The sequence below is a fragment of the Actinomyces ruminicola genome, assembly GCF_900103885.1.
Lineage (GTDB): Bacteria > Actinomycetota > Actinomycetes > Actinomycetales > Actinomycetaceae > Actinomyces > Actinomyces ruminicola.
In genome coordinates this window covers 1-13,684 of the sequence record NZ_FNIM01000001.1, presented here as the reverse complement: position 1 = coordinate 13,684, position 13,684 = coordinate 1, and the positions used below count along the sequence as shown (strand labels likewise).

12 protein-coding genes and 1 rRNA gene are annotated in these 13,684 nt (G+C 70.4%); all 13 read left to right on the top strand.

What is annotated here, in order from left to right:
• The first annotated feature begins 68 nt into the window (after positions 1-68).
• Positions 69-560 carry a flavodoxin domain-containing protein gene (locus BLR49_RS00065; protein WP_092531615.1) on the top strand — a complete coding sequence of 164 codons (492 nt, stop codon included), beginning with the start codon at positions 69-71 and terminating at the stop codon, positions 558-560.
• Positions 561-662: 102 nt separating this feature from the next.
• The gene (argC, locus tag BLR49_RS00060) at positions 663-1,763 is read left to right on the top strand and encodes an N-acetyl-gamma-glutamyl-phosphate reductase (RefSeq protein WP_176765709.1); all 1,101 of its coding nucleotides are present in this window, start codon (positions 663-665) and stop codon (positions 1,761-1,763) included.
• Positions 1,760-2,956 (top strand): bifunctional glutamate N-acetyltransferase/amino-acid acetyltransferase ArgJ, encoded by a 1,197-nt coding sequence (gene argJ, locus BLR49_RS00055; protein WP_092531610.1) that lies wholly within the window; start codon positions 1,760-1,762, stop codon positions 2,954-2,956. Before argC ends, argJ begins: the two co-directional genes overlap by 4 nt.
• Complete coding sequence (gene argB, locus BLR49_RS00050; RefSeq protein WP_092531607.1) at positions 2,953-3,888, top strand: acetylglutamate kinase; 936 nt, start codon at positions 2,953-2,955, stop codon at positions 3,886-3,888. The genes argJ and argB overlap by 4 nt, the downstream gene beginning before the upstream one ends.
• The gene (locus BLR49_RS00045) at positions 3,885-5,132 is read left to right on the top strand and encodes an acetylornithine transaminase (protein WP_092531604.1); all 1,248 of its coding nucleotides are present in this window, start codon (positions 3,885-3,887) and stop codon (positions 5,130-5,132) included. Before argB ends, BLR49_RS00045 begins: the two co-directional genes overlap by 4 nt.
• On the top strand, positions 5,129-5,689 hold the full coding sequence (locus BLR49_RS00040; RefSeq protein ID WP_092531601.1) for an arginine repressor: 561 nt from the start codon (positions 5,129-5,131) through the stop codon (positions 5,687-5,689). Before BLR49_RS00045 ends, BLR49_RS00040 begins: the two co-directional genes overlap by 4 nt.
• Before the next feature lie 87 nt (positions 5,690-5,776).
• Positions 5,777-7,000, top strand: coding sequence for an argininosuccinate synthase (locus BLR49_RS00035; RefSeq protein WP_092531598.1), 1,224 nt, complete (start codon positions 5,777-5,779; stop codon positions 6,998-7,000).
• A gap of 265 nt (positions 7,001-7,265) precedes the next feature.
• Complete coding sequence (locus BLR49_RS00030; protein ID WP_245690241.1) at positions 7,266-8,678, top strand: O-antigen ligase family protein; 1,413 nt, start codon at positions 7,266-7,268, stop codon at positions 8,676-8,678.
• Between the two features lie 8 nt (positions 8,679-8,686).
• A complete protein-coding gene (argH, locus tag BLR49_RS00025) occupies positions 8,687-10,213 on the top strand; it encodes an argininosuccinate lyase (protein WP_092533213.1) in 1,527 nt (508 codons plus the stop codon).
• Between the two features lie 7 nt (positions 10,214-10,220).
• Positions 10,221-10,916 carry a DNA-3-methyladenine glycosylase gene (locus BLR49_RS00020; RefSeq protein WP_092531590.1) on the top strand — a complete coding sequence of 232 codons (696 nt, stop codon included), beginning with the start codon at positions 10,221-10,223 and terminating at the stop codon, positions 10,914-10,916.
• Positions 10,913-11,548 carry a class I SAM-dependent methyltransferase gene (locus tag BLR49_RS00015; protein WP_092531587.1) on the top strand — a complete coding sequence of 212 codons (636 nt, stop codon included), beginning with the start codon at positions 10,913-10,915 and terminating at the stop codon, positions 11,546-11,548. Before BLR49_RS00020 ends, BLR49_RS00015 begins: the two co-directional genes overlap by 4 nt.
• A gap of 234 nt (positions 11,549-11,782) precedes the next feature.
• Positions 11,783-13,045 carry a tyrosine--tRNA ligase gene (gene tyrS, locus BLR49_RS00010; RefSeq protein ID WP_092531583.1) on the top strand — a complete coding sequence of 421 codons (1,263 nt, stop codon included), beginning with the start codon at positions 11,783-11,785 and terminating at the stop codon, positions 13,043-13,045.
• A gap of 407 nt (positions 13,046-13,452) precedes the next feature.
• Positions 13,453-13,684 (top strand): 16S ribosomal RNA (locus tag BLR49_RS00005); the annotation flags it as partial.

Sequence of the window (13,684 nt, the reverse complement as noted above, 5' to 3'; positions counted from 1 at the left end):
GGTCACGGTTGCCCGGTTGGACGCGACACGGCCTGCTAAACCCGGGGTCGGCCGGTGATACTGACGCCATGAAGATCCTGCTCACCTCCTCCTCCCGACACGGCTCCACCGATGAGGTAGGCGCTGTCATCGCGCGGGAGCTGCGCCTCGCCGGTCACGACGTCGAACAGGCACGCCCGGAGGACGTCGACGACGTCACCGACTACGACGCCTTCGTGCTCGGCAGCGCCGTGTACATGACCCGCTGGACTCCGGAGGCCATCGACTTCACCCAGCGGTTCAGCCAGGAACTGCACTCGCACCCGGTGTGGGCCTTCTCGGTGGGGCTGTCGGGCCTGCCCAAGGGCAAGATCTCCGACCCGCACCGCATCGGCCCGGTGCTGCTGTCCATCGAGCCCGAGGACCACGCCACCTTCGCCGGCCGCTTCGCGCCGGCCGAGCTGTCGCTGCGCGAGCGCTCGATCGCCCGCATGGGGGGTGCCTCCGAAGGGGACTTTCGCGACTTCGACGCGGTGCGCGCCTGGGCCGGGTCGATCACCGCCGCGCTGGCCGACGGCTGATCCCGATCAGGACGGTTCCGCGGCGCCCGATGTGAGTAAGCCGACCCGGCGCAGGCGCCTTCCGGCTGTGTATATGTATCCACTCGGATGTATGGTTTCTGCGTGACATGGACAGCAGCGGTCGCCGGAGCGACCGGGTACGCCGGCGGAGAGGTACTCCGCCTCCTCGCCGCCCACCCCGACATAGAGATCGGCGCCGTGACCGCCAACTCCTCGGTCGGTACACGGCTGGGGCAGCACCACCCGCACCTGATCAGCCTGGCCGACCGGGTCGTCGCCTCGACCGACGCCGAGCACCTGTCCGGGCACGACGTCGTCGTGCTGGCGCTGCCGCACGGCGTCTCGGGCGCAGTCGCCGCCGCGCTGGAGCAGGCTCCCGGGCCTACGCCGATCCTTGTGGACTGCGGCGCCGACCACCGCCTGACCAGCCGGGCCGCTTGGGAGCAGTTCTACGGCACCGACTATGCCGGCGCCTGGACCTACGGCATGCCCGAACTGCTCCACGCCGGCGAGACGGCCGCCGCCGCGCAGCGCGGCGAACTGGCCGCCGCGCGCCGTATCGCCGTCCCCGGCTGCAACGTCACCGCCGTCACCCTCGCCGCCCAGCCCGGCATTGCCGCCGGACTCATCGATCCCGGCCGGTTGAACGCGGTGCTGGCCGTGGGCTACTCGGGAGCCGGCAAGGCGCTGAAGCCCCATTTGACCGCATCCGAGGCGCTCGGGTCCGCCCAGCCCTATGCCGTGGGCGGTACCCACCGCCACATTCCCGAGATCATTCAGAACCTTCAGGTGGCCGGGGCCGCCCCCGACGCCGTCCGCCTGTCCTTCACCCCAGTGCTGGTCCCCATGAGTCGCGGCATCCTCGCCACCGTGACCGCGCCGGTCACCGCGGCCGCGGGTGCCGACGCCGATCCCGGCGCCCTCCTGCGCGAGGCCTGGCAGCGCGTCTACGGCGCCACCGGGACCGGTGAGCCGCTGATCCACCTGCTGCCGGAGGGCACCTGGCCCGTGACCGGCGCCGTGGCCGGCTCCGGCCTGGCCACCGTGCAGGTCGCCTACGACGCCGCCGCCCGTGCCGCCGTCATCATCTGCGCGATCGACAACCTCGGCAAGGGCACCGCCTCAGCCGCTCTCCAGTCCCTCAACCTGGCCCTGGGCCTGCCCGAGACCACCGGGATCATCACGGAAGGAGTCGCGCCGTGAGCGTCACCGCCGCCGCCGGCTTCCGCGCCGCCGGCATCAACGCCGGGCTGAAGGAGTCCGGCAGGCCCGACCTGGCCCTGGTGGTCAACGACGGCCCCCTGGACGTGGCCGCCGGCGTGTTCACCACCAACCGAGTCGCCGCCGCCCCCGTGCACTGGTGCCGCTCCGTGCTGGCGGGTGAGCACGGCTCGCCGGGAGCCGCCCGCGCCGTCATCCTCAACTCGGGCTCCGCCAACGCCTGCACCGGCCCCCAGGGCGCCGCGGACACCGCCGCCACCGCCGCACGCGTCGCCGAGCTGCTCGCTCACGACCGCCCCGGCCCGCAGCCCGGCTCCGTCCTGGTGTGCTCCACCGGCGTCATCGGGGTGCCGCTGGACATGCCGAATCTGTTGACAGGCGCGGCGGCCGCAGTCCGAGCCCTGGCCGACACGCCGGACGCCGGCCACGCCGCCGCCACGGCCATCATGACCACCGACACCGTTTCCAAGGAGGACACCCTCCACCTGGACGGCTGGACCATCGGCGGCATGATCAAGGGCGTGGGCATGCTCGCCCCCGGCATGGCCACCATGCTGTGCGTGATCACCACTGACGCCGTCGTCGACGCCGGCACCGCTCATTCGGCCCTGTCCCGTGCCGCCGCCCGCACCGTGGGCCGCATCAACTCCGACGGCTGCATGTCCACAAATGACACCGTCCTGCTGCTCGCCTCCGGAGCCTCCGGCAAGACCCCCGCACCGGAGGACTTCGGCGCCGCCGTTCAGGAGCTGCTGGGCCGGCTGGGACGTCGACTGGTGGCGGACGCGGAGGGCGCCACGCACGACATCGCCATCACCGTCACCGGCGCGATCACCGAGGCGGCCGCCGAGGCCGCCGCCCGCACCGTCTCGGCCTCGAACCTGCTCAAATGCGCCGTCGCCGGTGAGGACCCCAACTGGGGGCGCGTCATCTCGCAGCTCGGCACCGTCCCCGAGGCGGTCTGTCCCTTCGACCCCGATGCGGTAGACGTCGCCATCAACGGGGTGACCGTATACCGCCACGGCGCCCTCGGCGAGGACCGCTCCACGGTGGACATGACCCCGCGCGAGACCCGTATAGACATCGCCCTGAACGCGGGCGATGCCGCCGCCACGGTCTGGACCAACGACCTCACCCACGGATACGTGACCATCAACGCGGACTACACGACATGAGCACCACTCTTCCCACCTCGCTGACTCCCACCCAGAAGGCCTCCGTCCTGCTGGAGGCCATGCCCTGGCTGCGCGCCTACAAGGGCGCCACGATCGTCATCAAGTACGGCGGCAACGCCATGGTCGACGACGCGCTCAAACGCGCCTTCGCCGCCGACGTCCTCTTCCTTCACCAGGTGGGCCTGCGCCCCGTGGTGGTCCATGGCGGCGGCCCCCAGATCAGCGCCATGCTGGCTCGGCTCGGCATCGAGTCCGAGTTCAGGGGCGGCCTGCGCGTGACCACGCCCGAAGTCATGGACGTGGTGCGCATGGTGCTCACCGGCGGCGTGCAGCGGGAGCTGGTCAGTCTGCTCAATGAGTACAGTTCCGCGGCCGTTGGCATCTCGGGAGAGGACGGTGGCCTGCTGCGCGCCCGCCAGCGCCTGGCCACCGTCGACGGTGAGAGCGTCGACGTCGGCCTGGTCGGCGACGTCGTCGAGGTCGACCCCCGTTCGGTGATCGAGCTGCTCGACCAGGGGCGCATCCCGGTGGTCTCCTCGGTGGCCCCGCTCGTGGCCGACGCCACCACGGTGCTCAACGTCAACGCCGACACCGCGGCCGCAGCGCTCGCCGTCGCCCTGAAGGCTCAGAAGCTCATCGTGCTCACCGATGTGGAGGGGCTGTATTCCAACTGGCCGGAGAAGGACTCACTGGTCTCCCGCATCGGCGCCGATGCGCTTGAGGCGCTGCTGCCGGAGCTGTCCAGCGGCATGGTTCCCAAGATGGAGGCCTGCCTGCGGGCCGTGCGCGGCGGCGTCGGCCAGGCCCACGTCGTCGACGGCCGCCAGCCCCACTCCATGCTGCTGGAGATCGTCACCGACGACGGCGTCGGCACCGTGGTCCACCCCGACGTCATCCCCCAGTCACGCACGAAAGGAGGCGCAACGCTGTGACCGTCCCCGAGCCCGTTCCCACCGCCGCCGCGGCGGTCGGCACCAATGAGAGCTGGCGGCAGCGCTACGCCGGCGCCGTCATGAACACCTTCGGCACGCCCGGCCGGGTACTGGTGCGTGGCGAGGGCACCCACGTCTGGGATGCCGACGGCACCGAGTACATCGACCTGCTGGCAGGCATCGCCGTCAACTGCCTGGGCCACGCCCACCCGGCCATCGTCACCGCCGTCACCGAGCAGCTGAACACCCTGGGACACATCTCCAACCTGTTCACCTCCCCGGCCCAGATCGCCCTGGCCGAGGCCCTGGACGCCCTCGTGTTTCCAGAGGCCCGGCAGGCATCCCGCGTCTTCCTGGCCAACTCCGGCACGGAGGCCAACGAGGCCGCCTTCAAGATCGCCCGCCGCCACGGCGGCGCCGACCGTCCGCGCGTGCTCGCCCTCGAGGACGCCTTCCACGGGCGCACCATGGGGGCACTGGCGCTGACCCACAAGGCCGCCTACCGCGAGCCCTTCGAACCTCTGCCCGGCGGAGTGGAGTTCATCCCCGCCGGCGACGTCGACGCCCTGCGCAGGGCCATGGGGCAGGACGTGGCCGCCCTCATCGTCGAGCCCATTCAGGGGGAGGCCGGCGTACGCCCACTGCCCGCCGGCTACCTGGAGGCGGCCCGCGAGCTCACCGCCGCCGCCGGCGCGCTGCTGATCCTCGACGAGGTGCAGACCGGCATGGGACGTACGGGTGCGTGGATGGCCCACCACCGGCTCGCCCCCGGCGTACAGCCGGACGTGGTCACCCTCGCCAAGGGCCTGGGCGGGGGGATGCCGGTCGGCGCCACCGTCGCCACCGGCGCGGCGGCCGGGCTGCTCGGCCCGGGCCAGCACGGCACCACTTTCGGTGGCAACCCGGTGGCCGCGGCGGCCGCCCTGGCCGTTATCGACACGATTCAGACGGAGGGACTGCTGCAACGGGTCGTCGAACTCGGCGACCGCTGGGCGGCGGAGCTCGCCGCTGTCCCCGGCGTGGCCGAGGTGCGCGGGGCCGGACTGCTGCGCGGCGTCGGCCTGCACGAAGCCGTCGGCCCGGCCGCGGAGGTGGCCGCCGACCTGGAGCGGCGCGGCTTCATCGTCAACCCGCCCCGTCCGGACACGCTGCGGCTCGCGCCCCCCTTCATCCTGTCCGACGCCGACGCCGACGCCTTCACGGCAACGCTCACCGACGTCCTCGCCCGGCGGGCAGCGGCATGAACACGGCCCCCGACGCGCCCGTGGTCGACGGCGTCGGCACGCCCCCGACCAAGGCGGCCCGCCACGCCCTGATCGCCAGGATCCTCGGCCATGAGCGCATCCACTCCCAGGGGGAGCTGCGCGAGGCGCTGGCGCGGCACGGCGTGAGCACCACGCAGGCGACGCTGTCGCGCGACCTGGTAGAGCTGCGCGCCACCAAGATCCGCTCGGTGGGCGGCACGCAGGTATACGCCATCCCCGAGGCCGGCGCCCCCGGCCAGGTGCCGCCCATCGGGGGCGGCGAGGAGCCCCTGACCGAGCACACCACCGCGCGACTGGCCCGGTGGTGCGCCGACCTGGTGGTCACCGCCGAATGGGCCGGCAACCAGCTGGTCCTACGCACCCCTGCGGGGGCGGCCCAGCTGCTGGCCAGCGCCGTCGACGACGCCATGCTGCCGGGCGTGCTCGGCTGCATCGCCGGGGACGACACCGTCCTGGTCATCACCCGTTCGGAGTCGGTGGCGGCCGAGGTGGCCGCGCACCTGCTGTCCCTGGCCGGCCCGGGCCCGCACAGCTGACCGCGGTCCGCCGCCAACAGTCCCACCCGAAACATCCGCCCAAGAACCGTCTTTTGCGGACCCCACAGAGAAAGAAACAGAACGCATATGAGCAAGCACCAGGACCGCGTCGTCCTCGCCTACTCCGGGGGCCTGGACACCTCCGTCGCCATCGGCTGGATCGGTGAGCAGACCGGCCGTGAGGTCGTCACCGTCGCCGTCGACGTCGGCCAGGGCGGGGAGGACCTGGAGGTTATTCGCCAGCGGGCCCTCGACTGCGGCGCGGTGGAGGCCTACGTGGCGGACGCGCGCGACGAGTTCGCCGAGGAGTACTGCATGCCCGCCCTAAAGGCCAACGCGCTCTACGAGGGCAAGTACCCGCTGGTCTCGGCCCTGTCCCGCCCGGTGATCGCCAAGCATCTGGTGCGGGCCGCCCGCGAGTTCGGCGCCAGCACCGTCGCGCACGGCTGCACCGGCAAGGGCAATGACCAGGTCCGCTTCGAGGTGGCCATCACCTCCATGGCCCCGGACATGAACTGCATCTCCCCGGTGCGAGACCTCGCCCTGACCCGGGACGTGGCCATCGAGTACGCCGAGAAGCACGACCTGCCGATCGAGACCACCAAGCACAACCCCTTCTCCATCGACCAGAACGTGTGGGGCCGGGCCATCGAGACCGGGTTCCTCGAGGACCTGTGGAACGCACCCACCAAGGACGTCTACGTCTACACCGACGACCCCACCTACCCGCCGCTGCCCGATGAGGTCGTCATCCACTTCGAGCAGGGCGTGCCCACCGCGATCGACGGCAAGGCAGTAACCCCGCTGGAGGCCATCCAGGAGCTCAACCGCCGTGCCGGCGCCCAGGGCGTGGGCCGCATCGACATGGTCGAGGACCGGCTGGTGGGCATCAAGTCCCGCGAGATCTACGAGGCCCCCGGCGCCGTCGCGCTCATCGAGGCGCACCAGGCCCTGGAGTCCGTCACCCTGGAGCGCCTGCAGCGTCGCTACAAGCGGCAGCTGGAGCAGACCTGGTCGGACCTGGTCTACGAGGCCCAGTGGTACTCGCCGCTCAAGCGCTCCCTGGACGCCTTCATCGAGGACACCCAGTACTACGTGACCGGCGACATCCGCATGGTGCTGCACGGCGGCCGCGCCACCGTCAACGGCCGCCGCACCGACACCGGCCTGTACGACTTCAACCTGGCCACTTACGAGACCGGGGACACCTTCGATCAGTCCTCCTCCCGCGGGTTCATCGAGATCTACGGCATGCAGTCCAAGCTCGCCGCCGCCCGCGACGTGCGCCTGGGACGCGGCGTGGCCTTCTGACGCCGAGACCCGCACCACTGAAGCGCCACATCGCGCAGGTGGCCGGCGGCCCCGTCTGAGGGCTTCCGGCCACCTGCATATGGCGAGCGCGCTGCCGCTCGGGGCGCGAGACGCGGCCGATTCCGCCTCACAAACGGACGGATGCGGTTACGCTACGGCAACAGCAGGCCGGTGCCACACAGCCGGTACCCGCCACCCTGCCGATGCCCCATGAGCCGGACCCACCTCAACCCGGATGCGGGGGGACGAATACAAGGAGGAGAGCGTGCCAGCGAATGCCCACGCCCCCACGGCGGCCGCGGTGCGCGGCTCGCGCCGTCCGCTGCTGCCCGCCCTGGGAACCTGGGCCTTCTTCCTGACCTTCTCCGGTCAGGGAGTGCGCAATCTCGTCGGCTGGTGGGCATTCGGCCTGATCGCCGCCGTGAGCGGCATCGTGCTCCTGCTCGTCTTCCTCCACGAGGGACACCGCGTGCCGTGGCGCGCCCTGCCGCCGGTCACGACCGCCTACGTAGGTCTCTGCGCGCTGAGTGTCATCTGGTCCCAGTACCCCGGTGACACCGCCCTGGCGGCGCTACTCATGCTGGCTACCAGCGCGGCCGGCGTGCTGCTCGCCTGCGGGTTGTCCCTGCGGCAGCTGACGGACGCCCTCAGCCGCGCACTTGAGGCCACGCTCGTGCTGAGCCTCCTGCTGGAGGCCTGGGTGGCACTGGTGCTGCGCCACCCCCTCATACCGCTGTACATGCGGGACTGGGAGGAGGTGCCGATCTCCTACTACTGGGTCAACGGGGACCTGTTCAACGGCGGCCCGATCCAGGGCATCGTCGGCAACCGCAACCCGCTGGCCTTCATCGCCCTGCTCACCCTGCTGTGCGTGGCGGTGCGCTGGGCCGACCGGCGGGTGAGTCCGCTGGGACTGGTTACCTGGACGGCCGTGTCACTGCTGGTACTGGTGCTGACCGGTTCAGCGACCGTCTCCGTTGCATTCGTGATATGCGGCGCGGTGTGCCTGGTGCTGTGGCTGGTTCGTCGGGTTCCGCCCCGGTTCCGTCCTGCGGTGCTGATTACGGCCGTGTCCGCAGGGGTGGCCCTGATCGCCGCGGCCATCGGCTTGCACTCCCAGGTGACCGCGGTGCTCGGGCGCAGTTCGGACATGTCGGGCCGCTGGGAGATCTGGCAGCGGGTGCTGGAGCTCTGGGAGGATCACACCATCCTGGGCTGGGGGTGGATCATGTACTGGGTGCCGTGGCTGCCGGTGTTCGCCACCCTGGTGGTCCGCCCGGACGGCACCCCCACCATGAGCGCCCACAACGCCTACATCGAGGCGCTCTTCCAGACCGGGGTGGTGGGGGCGACGCTCGTCGTCGTGCTCGTACTGCTGCTCCTGGTCCGCTCGTTCCGACTGGCACTGCGCAATATCGACTCCGACGCCTCGGTGCTGCTGCCGGCCCTGCTCATGACCGCGCTCACGGTGCAGTCCTTCACCGAGTCCCGCCTGCTCAGCGAGGGCAACTGGGTGGTCGTTTGCGCCCTGGGCACCTGGCTGGGCCTGCACCGCCTGTACGAGCACAGCCGCGATGACGACCGCGCCGGTTCCCCCGACGGCGGCCCCGCCGCCGAGCACCCGGCACCGGTCCACGCCCCGGCCTTGCTCACGCTCACCCACTCGGATGCGCCATGATGGGCACCATGACGAGTCAGCCGAGCCAGACGCCCTCCGCCCCCGCAGCCCCCGGTTCCGCACCTGCCGGCATCAGCCTGTGGGGTGGACGCTTCACCGGTGGCCCCGCCGACGCGCTGGCGGCGCTGTCGGTGTCCACCCACTTCGACTGGCGCCTGGCCCGCTACGACATCGCCGGCTCACGTGCGCACGCCCACGCCCTGCACGCCGCCGACCTGCTCGATGACGCTCAACTGGACGGCATGCTGGATGCCCTGCGCCGGCTCGAGGACGACGTAGTCTCCGGCGCCTTCGCCCCGACGCCCGCCGACGAGGACGTGCACACCGCGCTCGAACGCGGCCTGATGGAGCGTGCCGGAGCGGAGCTGGGCGGCAGGCTCCGGGCGGGCCGCTCCCGCAATGACCAGATCGCCACCCTGATCCGCATGTATCTGCGCGACCAGGCCCGGCATCTGGCCGGGCTCGTGCTCGACGTCGTCGACGCCCTGATCGATCAGGCCGCCGCCGCGGGCGAGGCGATCATGCCGGGACGTACCCACATGCAGCACGCCCAGCCGGTGCTGGTCGCGCACCAGCTGCTCGCCCACGCCTGGCCCTTGATGCGCGACGTTCAGCGTCTGCAGGACTGGGACGCGCGCGCGGCCGTCAGCCCCTACGGGTCCGGGGCGCTGGCCGGCAACACGCTCGGGCTCGACCCCGACGCCGTCGCCGCCGAACTGGGCTTCGACGCCGCCTGTGAGAACTCCATAGATGGCACCTCCGCCCGCGACACGGTTGCCGAGATCTCCTTCATCCTCGCCATGACGGCGGTGGACATCTCCCGGCTGGCGGAGGAGATCATCATTTGGAACACCAAGGAGTTCGACTTCGTCACCCTCGCTGACTCCTTCTCCACCGGCTCCTCCATCATGCCGCAGAAGAAGAATCCCGACGTCGCCGAGCTCGCCCGCGGCAAGGCCGGCCGCCTCATCGGCGATCTGGCGGGGCTGCTGGCCACGCTCAAGGCCCTGCCGCTCGCCTACGATCGTGATCTGCAGGAGGACAAGGAGCCGGTGTTCGACGCCGTCGATACGCTCGCGGTGCTGCTGCCCGCCGTGTCCGGCATGATCGCCACCATGCGCCTGAACTACGAGCGCATGGCCGCGCTGGCACCACAGGGATTCTCCCTGGCCACCGACATCGCCGAGTGGCTGGTCAAGCAGGGCGTCCCCTTCCGCCAGGCCCATGAGCTCTCCGGCGCCTGCGTGCGTGAGTGCGAACGGCGGGGCGTTGAGCTGTGGGAGCTGACGGATGCGGATTTCGCCGCCATCGATCCGCAGTTGACGCCGCAGGTGCGCACGGTGCTGTCGGTCCAGGGATCCGTTGCCGCTCGTGCGGGACACGGTGGAACCGCTCCGGTGCGCGTGGTCGAGCAGCTGGCCCGCGCCATAGAGTGTTCCGCCGAACTGCGCGTGTTCTCCTGGGAGGGGTCGCTGCTGGACGGCCCCGCCGATCCGGTCGCCGGCACCGGAGAGGGATGCGCCCAAGAGGCGTGAGGACCATATGGCGAAGCCGGCTGCTGAGGAGGGCCTGCGCATCGACGTCCCCGTAGTACCCGGGGAGGTGGCCTCCCTGCTCGCCGGAGACCCGGTCGAGGTGGCGCCGCGACTGCTCGGCGCCACGCTGACCGCCCATTCGCCGCAGGGAGATGTGGCCGTGCGTTCGACGGAGGTTGAGGCCTATCGGGGCGAGGCCGATCCGGGCTCGCACGCCTATCACGGTCGCACCGCGCGCAACGCCTCCATGTTCGAGGCCGCGGGCGCCATCTACGTCTACTTCACCTACGGCATGCACTACTGCGCCAATATCGTCTGCGGCCCCGCCGGGAGCTCTCGCGCCGTGCTGCTGCGCGGCGGCGAGGTGACGGCTGGGCTCGAGCTGGCCCGTCGGCGCCGTCCGGCCGCCCGCAGCGATCGTGACCTCGCCCGCGGACCGGCACGCCTGTGTCAGGCGCTCGGTCTCACCCTGGACGACGACGGGCTTCGGCTCGGCCCGCCGGGCTCCCGCATCGCCCTGGAGCTGCCGGGAGCGGGCCGGGCTCCCGATCCCGCCTCCATCCGCACCGGCCCGCGTACCGGCGTATCCGGTCCCGGCGGCGACGGCACGGTCTACCCGTGGCGCTTCTGGCTCGACGGCGAGCCCACCGTCTCCCCCTACAAGCCCGCCCGACCCCGACGCCGGGGGAGGACCGGATCATGAGCACCCGCCTCTCCGGGCACGACCACTACTGGAACCACAATGCGGCCTTCCATGATGAGATCGTGGCCGACGCCGCCCGCAGGGGCGGACGCGCCCTGGATGTGGGCTGCGGCGAGGGACTGCTCCTGGAACGGCTCGCGGGCGTGTGCGACCAGGTCGTCGGGATCGAGGCGGACCCGGATACCGCCCGACGGGCCCGTGACCGCCTGACCGGAGTCGACGGAGCCGACGTGCGGCAGGCAGACGTGCTGGAGCCGGGAGCGGCCGACGGGCTCGGAGAGTTCGACACCGTCACCTGCGTGGCGGTCCTGCACCACCTGCCCCTGGAAGCAGGGCTGGACCGTCTGGCCGCGCTGGTCGCTCCCGGTGGCAGGCTTCTGGTCATCGGGCTGGCTGCGAACGCCTCCGCTGCGGACTGGGTGCTGAGCGCATTGAGCGTGGTACCCATCCGGATTGCGAGCCTGCTGCACCGGGAGCGGCGAGACATCGGCGTGCCCACGGCTCCGGCGCGCCAGTCACTGCGGGAGATTCGCGGTGCGGCCGGGCGGACGCTGCCCGGTGCCCGGGTGCGCAGGCGGTTCTACTGGCGCTACTCACTGGTTTGGGACCGGCCAACGGGGCGGCCGGTATGACTTCGGTCGCCAGGGCAGCGACCGCCCGCCTAGGCCGCCGATGAGGGTGCCGTCGGAGCTGCTGAACCCGCGGACTCCCTTTGAGCAGGCGTGCGGGGGAGTGCCGGCGCGGTGTCCGGTCCGTTGACGGCGTGCCGGGCGCGTCGGGAGGCCGTGGCAGACTAGCCCGCGCCGGGCAACCGCTCCGGCCCCGGACCGCGTGTGCCGGGAGAAGACATAGGAAGGCACAGGACCGTGACCGACATCCTGGACGAGCTGCAGTGGCGGGGCCTCATTGCTCAGCACACCGACATCGACGCGCTGCGCGCAGCGCTGGCCAGCGGACCGGTCACCTTCTATTGCGGCTTCGACCCGACCGCGCCCTCCCTGCATCACGGTCATCTGGTGGCGGTGAAGGTCATGCGTCATCTGCAACTGGCCGGACACCACCCGCTGGCCCTGGTGGGTGGCGCCACCGGGCTCATCGGCGACCCGCGCGCCAAGGGCGAGCGCACGCTCAACACCAAGGAGGTGGTCGCCGAGTGGGCGCAAGGACTGCGGGCCCAGCTGGAACACCTGCTCGACTTCGACGGCGATAACCCCGCCCGGATCGTCAACAACCTGGACTGGACTGCGCAGCTGAGTGCGATCGACTTCCTGCGGGACCTCGGCAAGCACTTCCGCATGGGCACCATGCTGTCCAAGGACATCGTGGCCCGCCGTCTGGCGAGCGAGGAGGGCATCTCATTCACCGAGTTCAGCTACCAGATCCTCCAGGCCAACGACTACCTCGAGCTCTACCGCCGGTACGGCTGCAGCTTGGAGGTAGGCGGAAACGACCAGTGGGGAAACCTGGTGGGCGGCATGGACCTCATCCACAAGGTTGAAGGCGCCTCGGTGCACGTCATGACCAACCCGCTGATCACCAAGGCCGACGGCACCAAGTTCGGCAAGACCGAGGGCGGAGCGATCTGGCTCAACCCCGAAATGCTCAGCCCGTACGCCTTCTACCAGTTCTGGCTCCAGGTCGAGGACGCCGACGTGGTTCGTTTCCTCAAGGTCTTCACCTTCCTGCCGCGCGAGGAGATCGAACGGCTGGAGGACTCTGTGGCCACCAACCCGAAGGCGCGTGAGGCTCAGCGCGTTCTGGCTCACGAGGTGACCACATGGGTTCACGGAGCGGAGGCGACCGCTCAGGCGAAGGCGGCCACGGCGGCGCTCTGGGGGAAGGGGGAACTGAGTGCGTTGGACGAGGCGACTCTGGCCGCCGCCACCGCGGATCTGCCGGCCGCGCCGCTCGAGGTGGGCAGGTCGACGATCGTCGACCTGTTGGTCGGGGCAGGCCTGGAGAAGGGTCGTAACGCCGCTCGCAAGACGGTGGCGGCCGGCGGCGCCTACCTCAATAACGTCAAGGTGCTGGACGAGGACGCACCGGTGGCTCAGGAACAGTTGCTGGCCGGCGACGTGGTACTCATTCGCAAAGGCCGACGCAATCTCGCCGTCGGCCGACGCGCCTGACGCCTGGAGGGGAACGGGGCGCCAAGGGCTGCCGCGGCGTGGTCCGCTTGCTATCCCCGACATGGAGCGGCGGTGGCAACGGCTTGTGGCTGTTGTCACCGCCGCGCCGTTTGACCGGGGCGGGACGGCTGCGTAGAGTCTCTCCCTGCCGCCGGCAACGGGGATGACCCGAGAAGGCGGAACGGAGTAACTCAACAGAGCCGCTGAGCGAGACGGGGATCACGGATTTCCGATTTGACCCCGATCGCGCGGTTCGCTAAAGTTCCTCCGGCGCTTCCGAGAAGAAGCAATTGCCGATGAGGCGATGTGGAGACTCGGTGGGTGTGTTGTTTGGGATCTCGATAGTGTGTCGTGTTTGTTTGTTTTGGTTGGTGTTTTTTGTTGGTTTCTTTGTTTGGTTTTTGTTTTGTTTGGAGAGTTTGATCCTGGCTCAGGACGAACGCTGGCGGCGTGCTTAACACATGCAAGTCGAACGGGCTTTCCTGCTGGTTTTTGCTGGTGGGTTGGTTAGTGGCGAACGGGTGAGTAACACGTGAGTAACCTGCCCTCTTCTCCTGGATAACTGCTTGAAAGGGCGGCTAATACGGGGTGGTCTGGCCTGCCTGCATGGGTGGGTTGGTATAGGTTCAGCATTTTGTT

What these genes read in the sequence shown, in the direction of transcription:
- BLR49_RS00065 (WP_092531615.1), top strand. Translation starts at nt 69, where the DNA reads ATGAAGATCCTGCTCACCTCCTCCTCCCGACACGGCTCCACCGATGAG.
- BLR49_RS00040 (WP_092531601.1), top strand. Translation starts at nt 5,129, where the DNA reads ATGAACACGGCCCCCGACGCGCCCGTGGTCGACGGCGTCGGCACGCCC.
- BLR49_RS00035 (WP_092531598.1), top strand. Translation starts at nt 5,777, where the DNA reads ATGAGCAAGCACCAGGACCGCGTCGTCCTCGCCTACTCCGGGGGCCTG.
- argH (WP_092533213.1), top strand. Translation starts at nt 8,687, where the DNA reads ATGACGAGTCAGCCGAGCCAGACGCCCTCCGCCCCCGCAGCCCCCGGT.
- BLR49_RS00015 (WP_092531587.1), top strand. Translation starts at nt 10,913, where the DNA reads ATGAGCACCCGCCTCTCCGGGCACGACCACTACTGGAACCACAATGCG.
- BLR49_RS00020 (WP_092531590.1), top strand. Translation starts at nt 10,221, where the DNA reads ATGGCGAAGCCGGCTGCTGAGGAGGGCCTGCGCATCGACGTCCCCGTA.
- argB (WP_092531607.1), top strand. Translation starts at nt 2,953, where the DNA reads ATGAGCACCACTCTTCCCACCTCGCTGACTCCCACCCAGAAGGCCTCC.